Origin of the sequence: Bradyrhizobium sp. (genome assembly GCF_035652035.1) — a bacterium.
Classification (GTDB): domain Bacteria; phylum Pseudomonadota; class Alphaproteobacteria; order Rhizobiales; family Xanthobacteraceae; genus Bradyrhizobium.
The window spans coordinates 1-21,140 of sequence record NZ_DASREO010000077.1 but is presented as its reverse complement, the minus strand read 5'-3'; the positions used below and the strand labels follow the sequence as shown (position 1 = coordinate 21,140).

The window sequence follows — 21,140 nt, the reverse complement described above, 5'->3', positions numbered from 1 at the left end:
CTCCGTGAATGGAGCCCGACGTGTACCAGCGCTACGATGATATCTTCTCTCGCATAACCGAAGCGCCACATTGGTTTGACGAATATGCCGTCCCACGTTACTGCGAGTTCACACCCAGCAAGCTCGCAAACATTTACGCGGGCGAAGCGGCGTTGGCAGAGGTCACGTGCCAAGTTTGCAAACACGCGTTTCGCGTCGCGTTTTCAAGAGCCAACTGGAGTTCGGGAACGATCGCTGAGGCGATTCGATCGCGAACCCTGGATTTCGGTGATCCACCTAACTATTGTTGCGGCAACGCAGACATGAGCAGCGAGCCGCGAAGGGTGATTGAGTACTGGCGGCGCCACGATCCAAGATATACTCGGCAGGAAGGCAAAAACGTCATCGTCACCGACTTCGCCGCCTTTACCAGATGGGTTCGCGATTCCTCTCTCGAAGTCGATATTCGACCCGATTGGGTTGCTCCTCTATGAGAGAGGCTTCTGCTGACGCAGCAGAATGCTGTCGGCTATCCCTTGCGCACCCCGTCCCACCACGGACAGGTGCCCGACATCAGATGATAGTTGCCGTCGATCACCTGAACCGGCGCACGCAAGCCGTCTGACGCTGCTTGCATCCGCATGTCGCGCGCCGTCTTGCGATCCTCTTCGGAAAGCCACATCCGCTCATGGCCCCACAGGCTCGGGCCTTGATGCATCTCGAAGGGTTGCCAGCTAACGGGGTCGACCACGCGGCCGCCCCAGCCACATTCGACCATGAACGACGAGGGCGTCTTCGCATAGAACGAGGTCATGAGATCGTTGGTGTGACGTCCGAGCGTGACGTTCACGCGTTCTTCCGCGAGCGCGATGTCGTAAGCCTGGCCGACGTCGTCGAGCGAAAACAATTCCACCATCAGGTGATGCACGCCGTTCCTGCCGGTTTCGATCAGGGCGAGCGAGTGATGGCGCGGATTGACGTGGAAGAAGTAGGCGCGGAACGGTTTTTCGATGTAGTCGGAGAGACGGAAGCCGAGCAGGTCGACATAGAACGGCATCACGTCGTCGAGGCGTTCGACCGTCAGCACGATATGGCCGAGGCCCAGCGCGCCGGTGCGAAAGCCTGAAATCGAGCGGCCCGGCGAAAACGGCGTCGCGTCGATTTCGGCGCCATGGAAGGCTTCAAGCCGGTTGCCGGCGGGATCAGAGAAAGAAATCAGCGCGCGCACCCGCCGTGCATCCGCGAGCGCCTGCGGCTCGGCGCTGACCTTCACCTTGGCCGCTTCCAGCCGCGCGGCCAGCGCATCCAGCGCAGCGCCATTCTCGACTTCCCAGCCGAAGAAGCGCGCGCCGTCTCCCATCGCGCGATCGATCATGACGCGTTGCTTGCGGTCGTCCATCCGGAAGGCGAGCATGGAATTGCCGCGCTCGATGGCCTGCCAGCCGACCAGCGATGTGCCGAACTGCCGCCAATCGTCCAGAGCGGTCGAGCCGAAACCGACATAGCCCAATGCTTGCAATGACACGATAGCCTCCCGCTGTTTCCTTTTGGCTTGGGCGAAGCCTAAGCCGGTTTCCTCCCCTGCGCGAGCCGTTCTGCGTGCATCGCGCTCATCCTTCCGTGAGGTCACCCGGCGCGGTTCGCCCTTGACGTTGCGGCCCGGCCATGGTGAGTACGTCGGCCATGAGCACCGCTGTTCCCGTCTGTCGTCGTTGGTGGCGCCCCTCCTAAAGAGGTGGCCGGTGCGATTTGTCGTTAACTTTTATCGTTTCCAGGGCCGCCATCGCAGGCGGCTTTCGTTTGTCCTGTGTGGCGTTCCCTCCGCAAGTCTGGTTAAGAGGATCACATGAACAGGACTGTCTTTTCCCTGCCTGAAAAAAGCGAATACCGGACCCGCGGCGGCCTTTTGATTGCCCGCTCGGTCGAGCATTTTTCCGGCGGCGCCAGCAGGCTCGACGACTTGATCAAGCTGCTCGATACCCGTCGCGGCGTGGTGCTGTCGTCGGGCACGACCGTGCCGGGCCGCTACGACAGCTTCGATCTTGGCTTTGCCGATCCGCCGTTGCAACTGCAGACGAGAGCTGAGAATTTCTCGCTGTCCGCACTGAACCCGCGCGGCGAAGTTCTGATCGCTTTCTTGGGCGATGTGCTGCGCGACGCCAGCATCGTCATCACCGAACGCAGCGCGAGCCGTCTTGCCGGCCATATCCTGCGAGGCGAGGCGCCTCTCGATGAAGATCAGCGCACCCGCCGAGCCACCGTCATGTCGCTGGTACGCCAGCTTGTTGCGGCGTTCGGCTCGAACGAAGATGGGCTGCTCGGCCTGTTCGGCGCCTTTGCCTACGACCTCGTGTTCCAGATCGAAGATCTGGTGCAGAAGCGCGCGCGAGAGGACGACCAGCGCGACATCGTATTGTTCGTGCCGGATCGCTTGCTTGCCTATGACCGCGCCACCGCGCGCGGCGCAGTCTTGAGCTACGATTTCGCCTGGAACGGCCAATCGTCGGAGGGGTTGTCACGAGACACGTCCGAGAGCGTCTATGCGCGGACACCGCGGCAGGCTTTCGCCGATCATGCGCCGGGCGAGTATCAGGCCACGGTGGAAACGGCGCGCTCGGCGTTTGCGCGTGGCGATCTGTTCGAGGCGGTGCCGGGGCAGCTGTTTGGCGAGCCGTGCGAGCGTTCGCCGGCCGAAGTGTTTCAACGGCTGTGCCGGATCAACCCGTCACCTTATGGCGCGCTGATGAATCTCGGCGACGGCGAATTTCTGGTTTCGGCGTCGCCGGAAATGTTCGTCCGCTCCGACGGCCGGCGGATCGAGACCTGTCCGATTTCCGGCACCATCGCGCGCGGCGCGGACGCGATCGGCGATGCGGAGCAGATCAGGCAGCTGCTCAATTCGCAGAAGGACGAATTCGAACTGAACATGTGCACCGACGTCGATCGCAACGACAAGGCGCGGATTTGCGTGCCCGGGACCATCAAGGTGCTGGCGCGACGTCAGATCGAGACCTATTCAAAGCTGTTCCATACCGTCGATCATGTCGAAGGCATGCTGCGGCCGGGCTTCGATTCGCTCGACGCGTTCCTGACCCACGCCTGGGCCGTCACGGTGACGGGGGCGCCGAAGCTGTGGGCCATGCAGTTCGTCGAAGACCATGAGCGCACGCCGCGCCGCTGGTATGCGGGCGCGATCGGTGTCGTCAACTTCGACGGCAGCATCAATACTGGCCTCACCATCCGCACCATCCGCATGAAGGACGGCATCGCCGAGGTGCGGGTCGGCGCCACCTGTCTGTTCGATTCTGATCCCGCGGCCGAAGATCGCGAGTGCCAGGTCAAGGCGGCGGCGCTGTTTCAGGCATTGCGCGGCGATCCGCCAAAGCCGCTCTCGGACTTTGCGCCCGATGCGACCGGCTCGGGCAAGCGCGTCCTCCTGATCGACCATGACGACAGCTTCGTGCATATGCTCGCGGACTATTTCCGTCAGGTCGGCGCCAGCGTGACGGTCGTGCGCTATATCCACGCGCAGCAGATGCTGGCCAAGGCGAGCTACGACCTGCTGGTGCTGTCGCCGGGACCGGGCCGGCCGGAAGATTTCGATATTGCGGCGACGATCGGCACCGCGCTCGACAAGAGGCTGCCGATCTTCGGCGTTTGTCTCGGCGTGCAGGCGATCGGCGAGTATTTCGGCGGCCAATTGGGCCAGTTGCAGCAGCCGGCGCATGGGCGGCCGTCTCGGGTGCAGGTGAGGGGCGGAAGGTTAATGCAGAACCTGCCCAATGAAATCGTCATCGGGCGGTATCATTCGCTTTATGTCGAGCGCGACAGCATGCCCGATGTGCTACAGGTAACGGCCAGCACCGAGGACGGCGTGGCGATGGCCCTCGAGCACAAGACGTTGCCGGTCGCCGGCGTGCAGTTTCACCCGGAATCGCTGATGTCGCTCGGTGGCGAGGTGGGTCTGCGGATCGTCGAAAATGCGTTCCGGCTTCGTGCATGATCCGGAAAAGTGGATACCGGTTTTCCGGACGAGATCATGCACCTGTAAAGGCTGAATGCCGGTGAATTGAAAATGACGAAAAGGATTTGAGAGGTCACCATGAGTCCCGAATACGACCTGAAGGCCACGGTTCGCACCATTCCGGACTACCCGAAGCCCGGAATCATGTTCCGCGATATCACCACGCTTCTGGGCGATGCGCGTGCCTTCCGCCGGGCCGTGGATGAACTGGTGCAGCCCTGGGCCGGATCGAAGATCGACAAGATCGCCGGCATCGAGGCGCGCGGCTTCATTCTCGGCGGCGCGATGGCGCATCAGGTGTCCGCCGGCTTCGTGCCGATCCGCAAGCGGGGCAAGCTGCCGCACACGACCGTGCGCATCGCTTACTCACTCGAATACGGCGTCGACGAAATGGAGATGCATGTCGACGCCATCCACCCCGGCGAGCGCGTGATCCTGGTCGACGACCTGATCGCGACCGGCGGCACGGCTGAAGGCGCGGTCAAGTTGCTGCGCCAGATCGGCGCCAATGTGGTGGCGGCCTGCTTCATCGTCGACCTGCCGGAACTCGGCGGCGCAGCCAAGCTGCGCGCGATGGATGTCGCGGTGCGAACGCTGATGACGTTCGAGGGGCACTGACGTCGGACGTCATACTATTTGTTCGAAAGAATCTCGCCGGACAGATTGTCGACCACGACCGGGCAGTCGAAATGAACGACTGAGGGATCGGTGTTGTATTTCCCCCGCATGGTGGTGCGCCATTCGTCGTTGAACATGGCTTCGGCCTCGACACGCGAATTCCAGAGATAGACCCCGCCGAGCGTCTTTCCGTCTTCCGCCAGGTAATAATACTTTCGGAAAAGCCCGGTTACGTCCCGGTACCCCGGCGCCGTGCTCAGAAACATGCGCCGGGCCTCCGCTTGCGTCATCGGCTTTGGCAACGGATACGTCGTAATGGTCGTAATCACGGTAACTCTCCTGTCTGGAAGTCCAATCCGATATCGAGCGCCGGCGCGCTATGCGTCAGCCACCCGATCGAAATCAGATCGACGCCCGTCGCGGCGATCGCGGGCGCGGTTGCCAGGGTGATGCGGCCTGAAGCTTCGGTGATGGCGCGACCGGCGGTCATCTCCACGGCGCGACGCATCTGCTCGACTGTCATATTGTCGAGCAGCACGGCGTCGACGCCGACCGCCAGCGCTTCCTCGAGCTGCTTCAGCGTATCGACCTCGACCTCGATCTTGACGAGGTGGCCGACGTAGCTTCGCGCCCGTTCGATCGCTGTCGCGACACTGCCGGCAATCGCAATGTGATTGTCTTTGATGAACACGGCGTCGTCGAGGCCGAAGCGGCCATTGGCTCCGCCTCCGGCGCGCACCGCATATTTCTCGATCGCGCGCAGCCCAGGCGTCGTCTTCCGAATGCAGACGATGCGCGCTTTCTCCCCGGCGACGGCTGCAACGATCGCGGCGGTTGCCGACGCAATGCCGCTGAGGCGGCAGAGGAAATTCAGCGCCGTTCGCTCGGCTGTCAGGATGGCGCGCGCGGGCCCCCGGATTTCGGCAATCGTGTCTCCCGCCGCGATCGCTTCGCCGTCCTGGCGTTGGCGGTCGATTTTGACCCGTTCGTCAATCAAGCGGAACGCGAGTTCAACCAGGTCGAGACCGGCCACAACGCCGGACTGACGCGCGACCAACGAGGCCGTTACCATCAGATCAACAGGTGCAATCGCACTGGTCGTGAGATCGCCGGCGCGGCCGAGGTCTTCGAGAAGCGCGGCGCGCACCAACGGCTCGATCATGATGGTCGGCATTGGGGCGAGGGGAAGTGGCGTTGTCATAGCGCGAGCATCCTTTCGACGGCGCGGCGCGCCTTGTTGGCGATGGCTGGATCGACCGTGACCGCATGCCGGCCGGTCTTGAGCGCGTTGCGAATATTGGACAGCGTGATCCGTTTCATGTGCGGACACAGATTGCAGGGGCGGACGAAATCGATGCCGGGATATTGCGCAGCCACGTTGTCGCTCATCGAACATTCGGTCAGCAGCAAGACGCGTGCCGGGCGCCGCTTTTCGACATAGTCGGACATCGCCGCTGTCGAGCCTGCGAAATCGGCCGCCGCCACGACCTCGGGTGGACACTCGGGGTGCGCGAGGACCACGACCCCCGGGTGGGCTTCCCGCAATTCGGCGATCTCGGCCGGCGTGAAGCGCTCGTGCACTTCGCAGTGGCCGCTCCAGGCGATGATCTCCACGTCGGTCTCGCTGGCAACATTACGGGCCAGATATTCGTCGGGGAGCATGATCACGCGATCGACGCCAAGGGACTCGACAACGGCGCGCGCATTGCCCGAGGTGCAGCAGATGTCAGCTTCTGCCTTCACGGCGGCGGAGGTGTTGACATAGGCGACAACGGGCACATCAGGATATCGGCTGCGCATCAGGCGCACGTCCGCGAGCGTGATCGATTCGGCGAGCGAGCAGCCGGCCTCGAGGTCGGGGATCAGCACCGTCTTGTCCGGATTCAGAAGTTTGGCGGTTTCCGCCATGAACGACACGCCGGCCAGCACGATCATCGCGGCTTCGGTCCGAGCCGCCTCGCGCGCCAGCGCAAGGCTGTCGCCGACGATATCGGCGACGCAATGGAAGATTTCCGGGGTCTGGTAGTTGTGCGCAAGGATGATGGCGTTGCGTTGCCGCTTCAACGCGAGGATGGCGTCGATGTCATCTTCAAACGTCTGCCACTCGATAGGGGGGATTACACGGCGAACGCGATCGTACAGGCCCGCGGCTCGCGCCGGCCCGGTGAGGGTGTCTGGCATCAATTATACTCCATTTGAGTATATTATGGATATACTGATCCTGAGAATAAGTCTTGTCAAGGTCGGATGAGCGGCAGCTTGGTTCCGGCGACGGCGCGCTCGGCGAGGACGCCGCGGCGGAAACGATAGAGTTTCGCCGGGCGGCCCGGCGCATCGGCGGCGGTCGCGCCGGTCTCCTCGACCAGTTCCTGCTGCTCGATCAGCCTGCGAAAATTCGGCTTGTGCACGAGATGCCCGGCGAGCGCCTCGACCGCGCGCTGCAATTGCAGAAGCGTGAATGTTGGCGGCATCAGCTCGAACACCACCGGCCGGTACTTGATCTTCGCCCGCAGCCTTGCGACGGCGGTTGCCAGGATACGCCGGTGATCGCCGATCATGGCGCGGCCCGAAACGAGCGTCGCTTTCTGTGCGACGCCGGCGCGAACCGCCTCTTCGATGATTCCGGCCTCATACGCCAGTTCATAACGCTGCAGGATCAATTCCTCGTTCCAGGGCGATCCGTCGAGACCGTATGACACGCTCACGCGCTCGATGCGCCCGCGGCGTTGTGCGGGATCGTCCGCGGCCTTGGCCCAGGCCCGCAGGCGCGGAATCATCGTCTTGTCGACGAAAGCGGGCGTGCGGACGCGACGATCCTCCCAGGGAAAATAGTCGTACCAGCTGTGCCATCCCGCATCGGTCTTGCCTGCCGTGCGTTCTTCGCGGGTCAGGCCGAGATAGCTGATCGAAATGACGCGCCTTTCGCCACTCTCGCCGACACGATCGCGGTCGGCAAAGGTGTAGAGCTGTTCGACATAGCCGAGCGGATGACTGGTCTGCCGCTCGACCCACGCTCGCAGTCCGGCCTGCAGCGACCGGTCGTCCAGCTCGAACGGGCCTGAGGGCAGGGCCGAACCACCGCGAATGGTCATGACGCGCGGTTCGCCGCCGGTGACGGCGGCCAGCACCGCGACGAGATCAACCGCCAAACCGGCTTTCGCCGGATCAGAGCGGCGCTTGTTCAAGGGGATTGGCTTCTCTTGCTGCAACGGCAATTTTCTCCCGCGGGCTTTTTCGCGATTCTATTCGAAACCCAGCGGTCAATCTGCGTGGTTGGCGGTCGGCCGGCAAGGTCGTTGTTAAAAAGGCCTGGGATACGTGACTGTCCCAAACGATCACGACCCCTGCAGGATCATGCTGAGTTCAAGCTCGCGGAAGCTCATGTAATTGCGGCGAATCCACTGATGCAGTTCGGTGGAGGAATCCTTCTCTTGCCGCAAATAGTCGGTGAACGAGAACGACAGCCGGTCGACATAGGTTTTCAGGAAATTCGGCAGCGCGCTGATGTTGAGAATCTTTCCGCGCGCGAAAGCCGGTGGCAATTCCCCGCGCACCACGTACTCGTTGTCAACGGTGACAAGCGCACTTGGCGGAATCTGGCGCTCCAGCGTCGGATAGCTTCGGGCCGAGACGCGGTCGGTATCGGCGACGAAGAGAATGACCGGCGCGATACTGCGGCGGACGGCTTCCTTCATGAAGCCGATTTCCTCAGTCATCTTGAAGAATTCGTCGAAGGCGTGAAAGCCAAGGTCGATCACCTTGGGCGCGCCGTCATGGATGATCAGGCGGTCCATCAGCGCCATCTTGCCGACCGTATCGTCGATTTCGGCGGTTTCGGTGATCTTCGGCAGAAAATCCAGCAGCGACGGCTCTTTCAGATTGACGTCGAAGGCTGTCACCTCGCGGTTCTTCAGCAGGAGAAACTCGCTCAAAAGGCGCGCGACCAGCGTCTTGCCGACCAGAGGGCGGGGCGAGCAAACGATGTAGACGGGTGTGTGGCGCATCACGCGCTATATCAGGCAGAACCAAGCCTCATTCCACCCCAATCGGAGCGGACGCGCAAATTATTTTTCGCCGCCGCGCGAGGTTGGTTTGCCGGAGCCGACGATGTCGGTGAGCTTGATGCGGTCGTATTCGCTCCAGACATTGGCGAGCCAGTGCCGGACATAGCCGCGCAGCACGAACGAATAGTTCGCCGCGTCGTCGCTGATGCCCTTGTTGGCCACGAATTTCAGGAACGGAACGGAGGCGACCTCGACCTGCTCGTAGGCCATTTCATTCAGCTTGGGGATGGTGAGGTCGGTCGCGTCCTTGATGCGGTGGAAGTACGAATTGTAGGTCGCCTGGTCCCACTGGAAGAACTGGGTGTCGTTGATGAAGTTCTTCACCAGGAAATAGCGCGCCCCCGCCATGAAATTGGAGGTTTCCGCGATTTCGTCGAGCGAGGCGATCGACGGACCGAGGATGTGGAACACGGCAAAGGTGATCTGGCCGGACTTGGCGGCATCGAGGAAGCCGATGTCGCGCAGGGAGGCGAGCGCCGGCGACAGCAGTCCGGCGCGGACGTCGATCACGGTGACCGAGGGGGAAACCGTGTTCAGCGTATCGAAGATCTTCATCTGGTCCGAGGTCGTCGTCATGTCGACGATCTCGGTGATGTCGGGATGGAAGCGCTTGAGCGTGCCGCGCGGAGATTCGGTGTCGAAAGCGCGGGTCAAGACATTATTGGCGCTGAAATAATCCAAGAGCGTGCGCGAGACGGTCGTCTTGCCGACCCCGCCCTTGTCAGCGCCTACCACGATCACTGCCGGCTTCGCCATGAACCTACCTGTATCCTGTTGGGCACATTTTTCTGTTCGAGCCGGACGTCCGGCTCCGGAAAGACCGGGATCAATCCCGGATATGTGCCGCAATCCCCCAACCGATTAGGCGCTCCGAAGAGATCGAAGCTCCCCTGTCTGCTTTGGGTGGGAAGATGGCAGAAACAAGGGAGAATTCAATTCATTAGAAGCAGGTCAGCCCCAATCATTCGACCGTCGTTAACGGCCGAAGGCGGCCTGAAGGTGGCCGCTTCGGATTTTTTCTAGAACTGTTCGGGCCTTAGTGGCGACCCCAAGGTCCGCTGGGCGGTCCACCGGGAGGCTCCGCCGGGCTGCCCCAGGGACCTGAAGGCGGACCCGAAGGTGGACCCGAGGGCGGGGCCGGCGAGGGGTCGTTGGCGTCGCTCCAGGGCCCCTTCGGCACGGGTGGCGGGGTCTGGCCGTCCGGAATTTGGCTTTGATCGTCGGCTGGCTGCTCCGACGGCAAAGCGAGCGGACCGGGGTCGCGTCCGCCGGCGAATTTGACCAGGGCCTCGACGCGGGCGTCCACCGAGGGGTGGGTGGCAAACAGGTCTGAAAAGCCTTCGCGCGGGTTGTCGAGGCACAACTCCATGATTGCCGAGGTCGCGCCCGGAAGCTCGCCGCGGTTCTCGATCTTGCGCAGCGCCGAGATCATGGCATCGGGGTTCTTGGTCAGTTCGACCGAGCCTGCGTCGGCCAGATATTCGCGCGAGCGCGACAGCGCCAGCCGCACCATTTGTGACAACAGCCAGGCCAGCGCGATCAGCGCAACCGCGATCAGGACGGCGATGATGGCGCCGCCGCCGGAGCTCCTTCGGTTGTCCGAAGAGGAGGAAGATCGCGAAGACGACCACGAGCCGCGGCCGCCGAAGCCGCCATAATAGCCGAAGTTGGTGAAGCTGCGGAAGAACAACTCGGCGAAGAAGCCGACCACGCCGGCAATGATCACCGCGATCACCATCATCTGCACGTCGCCGTTGCGGATATGGGTGAGTTCGTGGCCGAGCACGGCCTTGACCTCCTGGTCGTTCAGTGCGTTGAGCAGTCCCGACGTGACGGTGACGGAATATTGGCTCCGGTTGAGCCCGGTCGCATAGGCGTTCAGCGCATCGCTGTCGACGATCTTCAGCTTCGGCATCGGAATGCCGCGCGAGATGCAGAGATTCTCCAGGAGATTGTATAGGCGCGGCTGCTGCTGCCGCGTCACGGCTTCACCGCCGGTGACGGCATCGACGATCGACTGGTGGAAGAAATAGGCAATCGCGATCCAGAGCAACGTGCCGCCGGTGGCAAAGGGAAAGGCCTTGATCAGGTCGCGCGCGGCGGCCGCGAGGTAATAGTTAGCCGGCGCAGCCGGGCCAATGCTCATGACCTCGGCGATCAAGGCGCCGGCATAGACCATCACGTAAACCAGCACGAACAGCCCGCCGAGCAGGAGCATCGAACGGGTCCTGTTCGCCGCGATATGCGTGTAGAGACCGTAAGCGGCCATGACGTGGGACTCCGTTCAGTCCCCCCGCGATCAGAACTTCACCTGCGGTGCGGCTTCGACTTCGGTCCGGCTGGCGCCAAGGTCGAAGAACTCCTTGCGGGTGAAACCGAACGCGCCGGCAAACAGCGCGGCCGGCATCTGCTGAATGCCGGTGTTGTATTCCTGGACCGCGTTGTTGAAGAAGCGGCGGCTTGCCGCAATCTTGTTCTCGAGGTCGGAGAGTTCGCTCGCGAGCTGCTGGAAGTTGGCGTTGGCCTTGAGGTCCGGATAGGCCTCCGACAGCGCGATCAGCCGGCCGAGCGCGCCGGAGAGCTGGTTCTCCGCCGCCGAGACCTGCGCCGGTCCCTGTGCGGACATCGCCGAGTTACGCGCCTTGATGACGTCGTCGAGCGTGCCGCGTTCGTGCGCGGCGTAACCCTTCACCGTCTCGACCAGGTTCGGGATCAAATCGTGGCGTTGCTTGAGCTGAACGTCGATATCGGCATAGGCCTGGTTGACGCGCTGGCCGAGCGCGACCAGCCGGTTATAGGCCCCGAAGGCAAACAGGACGAGAACGACGATGATGCCGAGGACGATCCAGCCGGACATGGAAAACTCCTGAATTGGAAAGGGATGCGGATAGCCTAAACCAGGGACGATCGTACGGCAGCCGCCACGAAGTGGGTATCCCTTTAGTCGGCTGCAAGGGACGCGGAGTTCAACGGACAACCAGCTGAAACCGCTTATTTTTTTGCTCGACCGCGCTATGCGGCATCTAGGTCTCGTCGAACGCCGACGCGATGCGTTGCAAATAGTCGGCGAGTTGCGCGATCTCGTCAGGCGTGAGCGCGGCTTCGATGGTCTGGTTGATGCCCTTGAAGGGCTGGTCGATCCGTTTCAGGGCCGCGCGGCCGTCGCCGCTCAGCCGCAACTGCCAGGCGCGGGCATCGGCCTCATCGCGCACGCGCTCCAGCAGCCCCATGCCGAGCAGACGCTGGGCCATGGCCGTGAGAGCGGATTCATTGAGGCCGAGTTGCATGGCGACCTCGCGCTGGGACACCGCGCCGCGCGCGACCAGCGTCAGCACGGCGGCCTGCGCCGTCGTGATTTCGGCGGCGACGATCAGGGCACGATCGGCCGACTTCTGCACGCGGTGCGCGGCCAGTTGCAGCCGATGATAGAGGCGCGATTTCGAGGCGGGCGATTTTGGGCCGGACATGGCGATTCAATATCCTGCTTGCGCGCGGACATCCATCGGTTCTATATACTTCACTAGTGAAGTAAATAATAATGGAGCTGGCCAATGAGTGTCATCGACGTTTGGGCGCAGATCACGACGGAGCGGATGGCTAACCGGCCCTGGCTGAAGACGCTGATGCGCTGGACCGGGCGCGAGGACGCTATCCTGGAGAGCACCGACAGCACGCTCAAGGCGATGGACGCCGCCGGCGTCGACATCGCGCTGTTGTCAGCGTGGACCGGTCCCGAGGGGGAGTTGATCAGCAATGAAGAGGTGGCGCAGCAGATCGAGGCGGCGCCGACGCGGTTTCGCGGGCTCGCCAGCGTCGATCTCTATCAACCGATGACGGGTGTTCGCGACATCAGGCGCTGGGTCGATGGCAAGAGGTTTGTCGGCGTGCGCCTGGTGCCCTGGCTCTGGGATCTGCCGCCGAATGATCGCCGCTACTATCCGATCTATGCCGCTTGCGTCGAAGCCGGTGTTCCCTTCTGCACCCAGATCGGCCACACCGGGCCGTTGAAACGCTCAGAGACCGGACGGCTCATTCCCTATCTCGAAGACGTCTTGCTGGATTTTCCCGAGTTGGTCGTCGTCGCCGGTCACGTCGGTTTTCCTTGGCTCGACGAACTGGTGACACTCTCGGTGAAGTTTCCCAACTTTCATGTCGATACGTCAGCCTACGCGCTGCATCGGCTGCCGCCGGCCTTTGTCGAGTGGATGAAGGGGATTGGGCGGAGCCGGGTGATGTTCGGCACCAACTGGCCGATGCTTTCGCCGCAGAAATGTCTTGCGGGACTGAGCGCGCTCGGACTTCCCGAGGCGCAATCGGAGGCGTTCCTGTCCGGCAATGCGCGCCGGGTGTTCGCGCTCTGATGTGCCAGTCCCGTCGAGGCTCGTCAAATGAGGCTGACATCCACACATTTTTCGAAGACCGGCGAACGCCTCAAGGAGCTCCCTGAAAGAAAGCTCAAGCCGAGGCGTTCAAACCCCGGTTTCGACATCGCGGGGTCGCGCGCCCATAGGCCGTCATCCAGATAACGTTGCAGAGAACGAGCGAGTAGCTCCTCGGATATATCAGGAAAGAAGCAAGCGACGACCTCCGCGAGCTCTCGTCCGCTATGGGTGGTGAGCCAAGCTTGCATCTTTGCCAGCGCATGGGTCATGCCGAGAAAGGCGTCGCGCTGTGCCGCGATTTTGCTTCGGGTTGAAATGAAGGATGTATAGACCGTCGGCCCCCGCGAACTGGCGGCATACAGGACGGTGCCGGCTTGATCGATTTCGGCTTGCGACGCATATGGCTCGAACGCCTGCATCACATCAAGCGTTTTGCTGCGCAGCGCCGCGTAGTTATCCGGCATCGTTCGATCGCCAATTCGCGCGATCGTTGCAGGGTCGATGCCGATTTCCCGCAAGTCGTGTTGCAGGCACATCCAGGGTGTGGGCACCTCCGAGACCGCGGCAAAACGCAGGCGCGCGAGGTCCGAAAGCTTAAATCCCTCGGAATTGCCAATGAGCAAAAACGGGTCGCGCGAGACGACCTCGCCAAAGCAGACCAAGGGGCTTTGCTCGTCCCGGTCGTGCGCCATCATGACGCGCATCGGACCGCCCCACGTCAGATCAATCGTGCCATTGGTGAGATGCGCAATGGCGTCACCCGGTGCTGCGCTGGAAATCAATTCCACATCGACGCCTTCGCTCGCCGAGAGGCCGAGCGCGTGAATGGCGTAAAACGGGGCATAAAAGATTGCGCGAAAATTCTCCATCAGTCTGATCTTCACGTCGATCTCCTATTCCAAAACCAAACCGGAAGACTTGATCGGCCCGGCCCATTTGGCGATCTCGTCGGTGACGAATTTGGCGAGATAGGCCGATGAACGCCGTTCGTCAGCGACGAGATCGATGCCATTTGCCTTGAATCGCGCTTGCACCATGGAATCGTTCATCGCTGCGACAGTGGCATCGTGCAGCCTTTGAACGATCAATGCCGGCGTGTTCTTGGGGAGAAAGAGCGCGCTCCAATTGGTTGCCTCGAAATCCGCCAACCCCTGCTCATGCGCCGACGCCACATTTGGCAAACTCGGCGAGCGCTCACGGCTCAATATGGCGATGGGCTTGATGGCTCCGCTTTCGATGTGAGGAAGCGCGGTCGGCGTATCGATGCAGAGATAGTCTATTCGCTGCGCGATCAGGTCCTGCATCGCCAAAGCGCCACCGCGATAGGGCACATGGTTGACATCGATGCCGATGCGCGCGTTGATCAAGGCGCAGCCGAGATGAGTAGCAGAGCCGGCACCCGCCGAAGCAAAGTGCATCGTTGTCTGATTGGCCTTCGCATACGCCGTGAACTCCCGCAAATTGTTGGCAGGAAAATCCTTGCGCGCCACCATCACCAGCGCAAGCTCAGCGATCAGCACGACTGGAGCGAAATCTTCGGCCGCATTGTAAGATGGAGTTTTATAGAGCGTTTGACTGACGGCGTGGGTGCCGACATTGCCGAGCACGAATTGGTATCCGTCCGGCGCCGATTTGGCGACCCGTGCGGCGCCGATCATGCCGCCGGCCCCACCAAGGTTCTCCACAATCACTTGTTCGTGCAAGGCGTCGCTCAAGGCAGGTTGCAAAATGCGGGCAACCGCATCCATCGGACCACCGGTTGCGAACGGGACGATCATCGTCAGCGGCCGGCTCGGCCAAGCGTGCGCCTCGGCCGGGGGCACCAAGTTCGCAAGCGAAGCAATCAGGGCGAAGCGAAACATTCTCTGAAGCATTCCCGGCTCACGATAGTACATGTCCGCCGATTGATTGCGGATTTGGTCGCTTGAGATATCCTCTTCTGGCTGCACAGACAAATAGGGTGATCGACCATGCGTTTCTGGATCTGGCTCGTGTTCGGAGCCTGGATCGTGGCAATTCCGAATTCGGCGCAAGCCGAGTACCCGGAGCGGCTGATCACCCTGATCGTCGCTGTCCCGCCGGGAGGCGCCGGCGATATTGTCGCACGGCAGTTTGCGAACAGACTTTCCGAATTGCTCAAGCAGAATATCGTCATCGAAAATCGGGGAGGGGCAGCGGGCACCATTGCGGCTGCGATCACGGCACGAGCGGCTGCGGATGGTTATACCCTTCTCCTCTCGTCGATCGCGACCCATGCCACCGCTCCGGTCGTCTACAAGAATATCACCTACGATCCATCCAAGGATTTTTCGCACATTGGTTTGATCGCGACCGCGCCTGCGATTCTCAGCGTCAATTCCGCGCTGCCCATTCATTCGGTCGCTGATCTCGTCGCTTATGCCAAAGACAAGCCGGGCGAGCTCAATTTCGGCTCGTCTGGCAACGGAAGCGGGCCGCAGCTGTGGGGCGAGATGTTCATGGCCGCATCGGGCGCCAGGCTCACTCACGTTCCCTACAAAGGATCGGGCCCTGCAGTGGTCGATCTGCTCGCCGGCAGAATACAGATGATGTTCGATGCTGCGGCGGCGCAAATGTCGGGTATCCAAACCGGGCAATTGCGACCGCTGGCTGTCATGAGTGCGGAGCGCTCGATTTTCCTTCCTGACGTCCCGACCATGGCCGAGGCCGGCTACCCCCAGGTCACGGGTAATTTGTGGTACGGCCTTTCTGCTCCCGCGAAGCTGCCATCATCCGTCGTGGCGCGGCTTGAAGGCGCCTTACAAAAAATTGCGGCCATGCCCGATTTTCAAGAGGCATTGCAACAAGTGGGCCTACTTTCAACGCCGATGTCCGCGCGAAGCTACTCCCAGTTTATTTTGGATGAGAACGACAAATACCGTAAGGTCGCACGAACGGCGAACATTACGGTCGATTGACGTCCTCGACCGCCTCGCCCCAGCGCCAGCGGCGAGCCGCGGCATAGGCCGTTTTGTCGCGGCTTTGGACTTTCGCCACACCAAGTCCGTTCGCCGTGCAGAGTTTGGCTGACACTTCAACCTTGTTGATTGCGGGCTGCGCCAGCACGCGCGACAAGCGCTGGGTCGCAGGTCCGCGCGTCAGCACGACATAGCTGAATTTTTCATCTTCGAACGGAAGCTCGGCGCCCTTGATCTGGATATGCGCGCGCAGCCGCGGCAGCCGTTGCGCGAAATGGCACCAGTCGGGCGGTACAAGCGGGCACGCGCGATCATGCGGGCAGGGCGCCGCGACATGCGCGCCGCTTGCGATCAGTTGCGCGCGAAGTTGGATGATCCGCGCGTAGCCGGCGGGCGTACCGGGCTCGACGACAAGCAGTGTATCGCGCGTCTTGCTCCACAGGCGTTCGGCAAGCGCGCGCCGTTCGGCCTCGCTGACTTCGCCGATCAGGTAGCTTGCGATCACGACGTCGGCCGCCTCGACCTCGTCAAGCGCGTGAGCGTCGCGGCGGCAGGTCATCGTGGCAAGCCGTGGGTTCTCTTTGCCAAGCTTGAGCGCCAGCGTTTGCAAAGCGGCGTTGATGTCGAGCAGCATGAACGCTTGCAGCGAGGCGAACGTCTCGGCCGCGGCCCAGCTCGCCGTGCCCGGGCCGGCGCCGACATCGAGCAGGCGTTGAGGCGCAAAGTCCGGCCGCGCTTCGCAAAGCGCGTTCAGGCACGCCGACACCGCGGCATAGGTCGCAGGCATCCGCACCAGCGCATAGGCCAGCGCATCGACAGGCGAGGCGATGGCGTGGGAGTTGCCGCCGTCGCGATAGGTTTTGGAAATCTGCGCCGCGCGCGCGGCGATGTCATCGCGCGCCAGACCCTCCAGCTTCTTGTCCAGCGCGGCGCGGAGGTCGGGAGGTAGGGAGGGGGAGATCATGTAGCGAACATCTCCACGTCATTGCGAGCGGAGCGAAGCAATCCAGTTTATCTCATGGGTATCTGGATTGCTTCGTCGCTATCGCTCCTCGCAATGACGGCGTCGAGGCCCGAGCGTCCGTCCTACGCCACGTGCTGGTCGAGGATTGCGACCGCTTCGTCGAGCGCCACTGACACGAGCTGCGACACGCCGCGTTCGGCCATGGTGACGCCGAACAGGCGGTTCATCCGCGCCATCGTGATCGGATTGTGCGTGATGATGATGAAGCGCGTCTCGGTGGTCGACGTCATTTCATGCAGCAAGTTGCAGAAGCGTTCGACATTGTGGTCGTCGAGCGGCGCGTCGACCTCGTCCAGCACGCAGATCGGCGACGGATTGGTGAGGAACACCGCAAAGATCAGCGCCAGCGCCGTCAGCGCCTGCTCGCCGCCAGAGAGCAGCGACAGCGTCTGCGGCTTCTTGCCGGGCGGCTTCGCAATGATTTCGAGGCCCGCTTCCAGCGGATCCTCGCTCTCGATCAGGTGCAGCGCGGCTTCGCCGCCGCCGAACAGTTCGACGAACAGGCGCTTGAAATGGTTGTTGACCGTCTCGAACGAGGCGAGAAGTCGCTCGCGCGCTTCGCGGTTGAGGCTCTGGATGCCTTGACGAAGGCGCTTGATGGCCTCGACCAGATCGTCGCGTTCGGTGGTCAGCGTCGTGTGCTGTGCCTCGACCTCGCGCAGCTCTTCCTCGGCGCGCAGGTTGACGGCGCCAAGCCGTTCACGGTCGCGCCGCAGCTTTTCGAGGTTTTCCTCGATCTCGGGAAGCGGCGGCAATTCCGCGCCCACCTCGATCTCGGCAAGGCCGGCGACCGCATGCGGCTCGACCTCCAGCATGTCGTGGATCTCGCGTTCGATATCGGCGAGACGGCGCTTGGCGCCGTCCATCCGCTCTTCGGCGCGGCCGGTCGCCTCGCGCGCGCTCGACAAGGCTTCGAGCGATGCCTTGGCGGCGCGATCGGTCTCGGCCATGACGTTTTCAGCAGCCGCCAGTGTATCGGCCGCAGTGCGACGGCCACCCTCGGCCGCCTCGATTTCGCTGATCAGAGCGCGGCGCTTTTCGGCAAAGACCGCCGGCGCGTTTTCGAGCTCGGCGCGTTCGGCCTTGACCTCGTTGGTGCGGGCTTCGATCGTCTCGAGTTGCGAAGCAGCGCTGGTCTTGCGGCTTTGCCAGTCGTTGCGTTCGGCGGTGATCGCCTGAAGCCTTCGGTCGGCGAGTTCGGCTTCGCGCGCCAGCGCCTGCGCCTCGGCGCGCACCTGCGCGGCGACGCGGCGGCAGCCCTCGATGCCGGTCTTGACCTCGGTGAGCCGTGCTTCGGTGGGCTCGCTCGACGGCAACTCGGCCAGCGCTGCGGTCGCGCTTTCATGGGCGGTTTGAGCTTCGCCGCGATCGGCGGCGATGCGGCTGCGCGCCTCCGTCAACGCCGACTTGCGGGCCGTGTGACGGTTGATTTCGCGTTCGGTTGCAGCATGGCGCTCGCGCGCCGCGTCTGCTTCGCGCTGTGCTGCACGCGAAGCTTCGCGGGCAGCGGTTTCCGCTGACGCGGCCGCCTTCAACTCGGCTTCGGCGGTCTCGAGCGCCTGCCGCTTGGCGCTCGCATCGATCCGCGCCTGTTCCAGCTCGTTTTCAATGTCGACAAGACGCGCGCGTTCGGCGAGGCGCCGCGCTGCGCCGGTCGGTGCATGGGCTGCGGCAACAAAGCCATCCCAGCGCCAGACGTCACCCTCCAGCGATACCAGCCGCTGGCCGGTCTTCAGCTGCGAGATCAACTCGGCCCCACGTTCGCGCGTGACGACACCGATCTGCGCCAGACGCCGCTTGAGTTCAGGCGGCGCCTGAACATGCGCGGCGAGGGATTCCACTCCCGCGGGCAGCGTCGGATCGCCCTCCGTCACGCCGGTATTGGTCCAGCGCATCGGCGCGGACGGATCGACGGGGGCATCGAGATCGTCGCCGAGTACGGCGCCGATCGCTTTTTCATAGCCCTTCGCCACCGTGATGCCATCGATGATCGGCGGCCAGAGGTTCTTGGTCTCGCTGTTGACGAGTTTTGAGATGGTGCGCGCTTCGGTTTCAAGGCGCTGCACGCGCTTGTCCGCTTCGGTGAGTGGTGCGCGCGAGGCCTCGAGCCTGGCGCGGGCTGCGGCATGCGCGGCCTCGGCGGATTGCGAGGCGCTCTCAGCGCTGGCCCGGTTTTCCTGGCTTTCTTCCACCGCAGCCGCGAGCATGGCGATGTCGCCGTGCCCGCCGGTCTCTTCGGCGAGCTTCTGTTCGTCATGCTCGACATTGGCGAGGTCGGTATCGAGCTTCGCCAGGCGATCGCGGTGGCTGCGCACATTGCCTTCGAGCTGGTTGCGCTTGGCGGTGAGGTCGGCGAGCGCCGTGGTCAGCTCTGCGAAAAGCCGTTCAGCGGCCGCGAGCGTGCTTTCTGCTTCCGCCACGCGCTCGTCGACGCCGCTGCGCTTCTCGACGCGGGATTTGATTTCTTCCTTGAGCTCGGCGTCCTCGGTGTCCAGCCGCAGCAAGGCGGCATCGGCGTCGGCAGTCTGTTGCTGTTCGCGGGCGATGTCGGCCGAAAACTGCGCCAGGCGACGGTCGAGTTCGGCGACGCGTTCCTGCGCTCGCGCCTCCTCGCGATCGAGCATCTCGCGGGCATTGGTCAGGCGTTGCAGGCCGGCCGCGGCGCGGGCCTCGGCCTCGCGCAAAGCGGGCAGCTCCGATGCGCGGATGGCCTGGATGCGGGCGGCTTCCGCCTGTTCGCGGGTTCGTTCAGCCATCTCGCGAACGGCGAGGTCGTGGACGTGGGTGGTCTCGGACACGCCGGCCTGCGCCTCGATCCAGCGCAGGTGAAACAACAGTGCCTCCGCCTTGCGCACCTTGGCGGCAACTTCGCGGTAGCGGATCGCCTGCCGCGCCTGCTTCTTCAGGCCGTCGATCTGACCTGAGAGCTGCCCGATCACGTCCTCGACGCGGGTGAGGTTGGTCTCGGCCGCCTTCAACCGCAGTTCGGCCTCGTGGCGGCGGGCATGCAGGCCGGCGACGCCGGCGGCGTCTTCCAGCACGCGGCGGCGCTGTTCGGGCTTGGCCTGAATGATCTCGCCGATCTTGCCCTGGTGCACCAGCGCCGGCGAACGCGCGCCGGTCGCGGCATCGGCAAACAGAAGCTGCACGTCGCGGGCCCGCACGTCGCGGCCGTTGATGCGGTAGACCGATCCGGCCTCGCGCTCGATACGGCGGGAAATTTCAAGAGACTGGCTGTCGTTGACGGCTGCCGGCGCCGTGCGCTCGGAATTGTCGATCGTCATCACGACTTCGGCGTGGTTGCGCGCCGGGCGATTGCCGGAGCCGGCAAAGATCACCGCATCCATGTCGGCGGCGCGCAGCGACTTGTGCGAGGTCTCGCCCATCGCCCAGCGCAGCGCCTCCACCAGATTGGATTTGCCGCAGCCGTTCGGGCCGACGACGCCGGTGAGGCCGGGCTCGATCACAAAGTCGGTTGGTTCGACGAACGACTTGAAACCGTGGAGACGGAGGCGGGTCAGCTTCATAGGCACAGATTCTCTGTTGGCAGGGCGCGAATCTCCCTGCCGGGACAATACCATAGAAGGCAATGTCGGTGTGACGTGAGTCGCTTCGGTAGCGGCCCTGGAGACGCGGACAATGGCGGGGCGAGGAGCCGAGGGCAACCGGAGCGGCCAGCTTTTCCCAAGGGAAAATCAGTGTAGCGGTCGTGAAGTCAGCATCTTTGCCGCCGCGGGTTCGTCAAGCGGACTTCAGGACCAAAGCCACACTGAATCAATAAGTTGGCTAGTGCCCTTTCGATTCCGAAGTCCGCAAACAAGGGGCCGCATCGCTGTTCCAGTTCCGGCCTAGTCGTTTAGATCTTGAGCAGCGCCTTGATCCGCCTATCGAATTCCTCAAACGGGGTTTCGCCGACGATCTTGTCGTCATTGACGAGGAAGGTGGGTGTCGCATCGACGCCCAGTTTGGCGCTGGCGTTGGCCCGCTGGGCCACGATCTGGCTGAACAGCGCGTCGTCCTTCAGGCAGTTCCCGACCTGCTGATCGTCCAGACCGGCCTGCTTGCCGATCTCGTTCAGCGTGTCGCGGGGTTTCGTCACCTTCGACCAGTTCT

The 21,140-nt window shown here is 62.8% G+C and carries 20 protein-coding genes; 5 read left to right on the top strand and 15 right to left on the bottom strand.

Translation table 11 applies throughout. The features are described from left to right. Window positions 1–20 precede the first annotated feature (20 nt). Window positions 21–473 carry a hypothetical protein gene (locus tag VFB05_RS20975; protein ID WP_325015709.1) on the top strand — a complete coding sequence of 151 codons (453 nt, stop codon included), beginning with the start codon at window positions 21–23 and terminating at the stop codon, window positions 471–473. A 35-nt stretch (window positions 474–508) separates the two neighbouring features. Here VFB05_RS20975 and VFB05_RS20970 read toward each other — a convergent pair whose 3' ends face one another. After that, window positions 509–1,504 carry a VOC family protein gene (locus VFB05_RS20970; protein WP_325015707.1) on the bottom strand — a complete coding sequence of 332 codons (996 nt, stop codon included), beginning with the start codon at window positions 1,502–1,504 and terminating at the stop codon, window positions 509–511. Window positions 1,505–1,825: 321 nt separating this feature from the next. On the opposite strand from VFB05_RS20970, the gene VFB05_RS20965 reads away from it, so the two are divergent. Together VFB05_RS20965 and VFB05_RS20960 are read left to right on the top strand one after the other, a co-directional pair. After that, window positions 1,826–3,982 carry an anthranilate synthase component I gene (locus VFB05_RS20965; protein ID WP_325015705.1) on the top strand — a complete coding sequence of 719 codons (2,157 nt, stop codon included), beginning with the start codon at window positions 1,826–1,828 and terminating at the stop codon, window positions 3,980–3,982. A gap of 99 nt (window positions 3,983–4,081) precedes the next feature. Continuing rightward, window positions 4,082–4,621 (top strand): adenine phosphoribosyltransferase, encoded by a 540-nt coding sequence (locus tag VFB05_RS20960; protein WP_325015703.1) that lies wholly within the window; start codon window positions 4,082–4,084, stop codon window positions 4,619–4,621. 14 nt (window positions 4,622–4,635) lie between these two features. On the opposite strand, the gene VFB05_RS20955 is transcribed toward VFB05_RS20960, so the two are convergent. From VFB05_RS20955 to VFB05_RS20915, 9 genes are all read right to left on the bottom strand, one after another. Further along, window positions 4,636–4,950 carry a monooxygenase gene (locus VFB05_RS20955; RefSeq protein WP_325015701.1) on the bottom strand — a complete coding sequence of 105 codons (315 nt, stop codon included), beginning with the start codon at window positions 4,948–4,950 and terminating at the stop codon, window positions 4,636–4,638. Beyond that, window positions 4,947–5,822 (bottom strand): carboxylating nicotinate-nucleotide diphosphorylase, encoded by an 876-nt coding sequence (gene nadC, locus VFB05_RS20950; protein WP_325015699.1) that lies wholly within the window; start codon window positions 5,820–5,822, stop codon window positions 4,947–4,949. The genes VFB05_RS20955 and nadC overlap by 4 nt, the downstream gene beginning before the upstream one ends. Next, window positions 5,819–6,802, bottom strand: a complete 984-nt coding sequence (gene nadA, locus VFB05_RS20945; RefSeq protein ID WP_325015696.1) for a quinolinate synthase NadA — start codon at window positions 6,800–6,802, stop codon at window positions 5,819–5,821. The genes nadC and nadA overlap by 4 nt, the downstream gene beginning before the upstream one ends. A 56-nt stretch (window positions 6,803–6,858) precedes the next feature. Further along, a complete protein-coding gene (locus VFB05_RS20940; RefSeq protein ID WP_325015694.1) occupies window positions 6,859–7,806 on the bottom strand; it encodes an NUDIX hydrolase in 948 nt (315 codons plus the stop codon). A gap of 150 nt (window positions 7,807–7,956) precedes the next feature. Beyond that, a complete protein-coding gene (locus VFB05_RS20935) occupies window positions 7,957–8,625 on the bottom strand; it encodes a hypothetical protein (protein ID WP_325015803.1) in 669 nt (222 codons plus the stop codon). Window positions 8,626–8,685: 60 nt separating this feature from the next. Further along, a complete protein-coding gene (locus VFB05_RS20930) occupies window positions 8,686–9,441 on the bottom strand; it encodes a hypothetical protein (protein WP_325015692.1) in 756 nt (251 codons plus the stop codon). Between the two features lie 280 nt (window positions 9,442–9,721). Continuing rightward, window positions 9,722–10,954, bottom strand: coding sequence for a M48 family metallopeptidase (locus VFB05_RS20925; protein ID WP_325015690.1), 1,233 nt, complete (start codon window positions 10,952–10,954; stop codon window positions 9,722–9,724). Window positions 10,955–10,984: 30 nt separating this feature from the next. Beyond that, a complete protein-coding gene (locus tag VFB05_RS20920; RefSeq protein ID WP_325015688.1) occupies window positions 10,985–11,542 on the bottom strand; it encodes a LemA family protein in 558 nt (185 codons plus the stop codon). Window positions 11,543–11,708: 166 nt separating this feature from the next. Beyond that, window positions 11,709–12,152 (bottom strand): MarR family winged helix-turn-helix transcriptional regulator, encoded by a 444-nt coding sequence (locus VFB05_RS20915; RefSeq protein WP_325015686.1) that lies wholly within the window; start codon window positions 12,150–12,152, stop codon window positions 11,709–11,711. An 84-nt stretch (window positions 12,153–12,236) separates the two neighbouring features. Here VFB05_RS20915 and VFB05_RS20910 point away from each other — a divergent pair, with 84 nt between their 5' ends. Beyond that, window positions 12,237–13,046, top strand: coding sequence for an amidohydrolase family protein (locus VFB05_RS20910; protein ID WP_325015684.1), 810 nt, complete (start codon window positions 12,237–12,239; stop codon window positions 13,044–13,046). 23 nt (window positions 13,047–13,069) lie between these two features. On the opposite strand, the gene VFB05_RS20905 is transcribed toward VFB05_RS20910, so the two are convergent. After that, entirely contained in the window at window positions 13,070–13,936 is an 867-nt protein-coding gene (locus tag VFB05_RS20905; RefSeq protein WP_325015801.1) for an ABC transporter substrate-binding protein, read from the bottom strand. Window positions 13,937–13,960: 24 nt separating this feature from the next. Further along, window positions 13,961–15,322: a Bug family tripartite tricarboxylate transporter substrate binding protein gene (locus VFB05_RS20900; protein WP_325015682.1), complete on the bottom strand. Its 1,362-nt coding sequence runs from the start codon at window positions 15,320–15,322 to the stop codon at window positions 13,961–13,963. Between VFB05_RS20900 and VFB05_RS20895 the strand changes: the two genes are divergently transcribed. Beyond that, complete coding sequence (locus tag VFB05_RS20895; RefSeq protein ID WP_325015799.1) at window positions 15,215–16,003, top strand: tripartite tricarboxylate transporter substrate binding protein; 789 nt, start codon at window positions 15,215–15,217, stop codon at window positions 16,001–16,003. The two genes, VFB05_RS20900 and VFB05_RS20895, sit on opposite strands and share 108 nt — an antisense overlap. Here VFB05_RS20895 and VFB05_RS20890 read toward each other — a convergent pair. The 3 genes from VFB05_RS20890 to VFB05_RS20880 all read right to left on the bottom strand — a co-directional run. Next, entirely contained in the window at window positions 15,990–16,967 is a 978-nt protein-coding gene (locus VFB05_RS20890; RefSeq protein ID WP_325015680.1) for a small ribosomal subunit Rsm22 family protein, read from the bottom strand. The genes VFB05_RS20895 and VFB05_RS20890 overlap by 14 nt on opposite strands. A gap of 122 nt (window positions 16,968–17,089) precedes the next feature. After that, a complete protein-coding gene (gene smc, locus VFB05_RS20885; protein ID WP_325015678.1) occupies window positions 17,090–20,554 on the bottom strand; it encodes a chromosome segregation protein SMC in 3,465 nt (1,154 codons plus the stop codon). Between the two features lie 329 nt (window positions 20,555–20,883). Continuing rightward, a partial coding sequence (locus VFB05_RS20880; protein WP_325015676.1) for a DsbA family protein occupies window positions 20,884–21,140 on the bottom strand: 257 nt, incomplete at its 5' end.

What these genes read in the sequence shown, in the direction of transcription:
- VFB05_RS20965 (WP_325015705.1), top strand. Translation starts at nt 1,826, where the DNA reads ATGAACAGGACTGTCTTTTCCCTGCCTGAAAAAAGCGAATACCGGACC.
- VFB05_RS20960 (WP_325015703.1), top strand. Translation starts at nt 4,082, where the DNA reads ATGAGTCCCGAATACGACCTGAAGGCCACGGTTCGCACCATTCCGGAC.
- nadC (WP_325015699.1), bottom strand. Translation starts at nt 5,822, where the DNA reads ATGACAACGCCACTTCCCCTCGCCCCAATGCCGACCATCATGATCGAG.
- nadA (WP_325015696.1), bottom strand. Translation starts at nt 6,802, where the DNA reads ATGCCAGACACCCTCACCGGGCCGGCGCGAGCCGCGGGCCTGTACGAT.
- VFB05_RS20935 (WP_325015803.1), bottom strand. Translation starts at nt 8,625, where the DNA reads ATGCGCCACACACCCGTCTACATCGTTTGCTCGCCCCGCCCTCTGGTC.
- VFB05_RS20930 (WP_325015692.1), bottom strand. Translation starts at nt 9,441, where the DNA reads ATGGCGAAGCCGGCAGTGATCGTGGTAGGCGCTGACAAGGGCGGGGTC.
- VFB05_RS20925 (WP_325015690.1), bottom strand. Translation starts at nt 10,954, where the DNA reads ATGGCCGCTTACGGTCTCTACACGCATATCGCGGCGAACAGGACCCGT.
- VFB05_RS20920 (WP_325015688.1), bottom strand. Translation starts at nt 11,542, where the DNA reads ATGTCCGGCTGGATCGTCCTCGGCATCATCGTCGTTCTCGTCCTGTTT.
- VFB05_RS20915 (WP_325015686.1), bottom strand. Translation starts at nt 12,152, where the DNA reads ATGTCCGGCCCAAAATCGCCCGCCTCGAAATCGCGCCTCTATCATCGG.
- VFB05_RS20910 (WP_325015684.1), top strand. Translation starts at nt 12,237, where the DNA reads ATGAGTGTCATCGACGTTTGGGCGCAGATCACGACGGAGCGGATGGCT.
- VFB05_RS20905 (WP_325015801.1), bottom strand. Translation starts at nt 13,936, where the DNA reads ATGGAGAATTTTCGCGCAATCTTTTATGCCCCGTTTTACGCCATTCAC.
- VFB05_RS20900 (WP_325015682.1), bottom strand. Translation starts at nt 15,322, where the DNA reads ATGGGTCGCGATCGACGAGAGGAGAAGGGTATAACCATCCGCAGCCGC.
- VFB05_RS20890 (WP_325015680.1), bottom strand. Translation starts at nt 16,967, where the DNA reads ATGATCTCCCCCTCCCTACCTCCCGACCTCCGCGCCGCGCTGGACAAG.
- smc (WP_325015678.1), bottom strand. Translation starts at nt 20,554, where the DNA reads ATGAAGCTGACCCGCCTCCGTCTCCACGGTTTCAAGTCGTTCGTCGAA.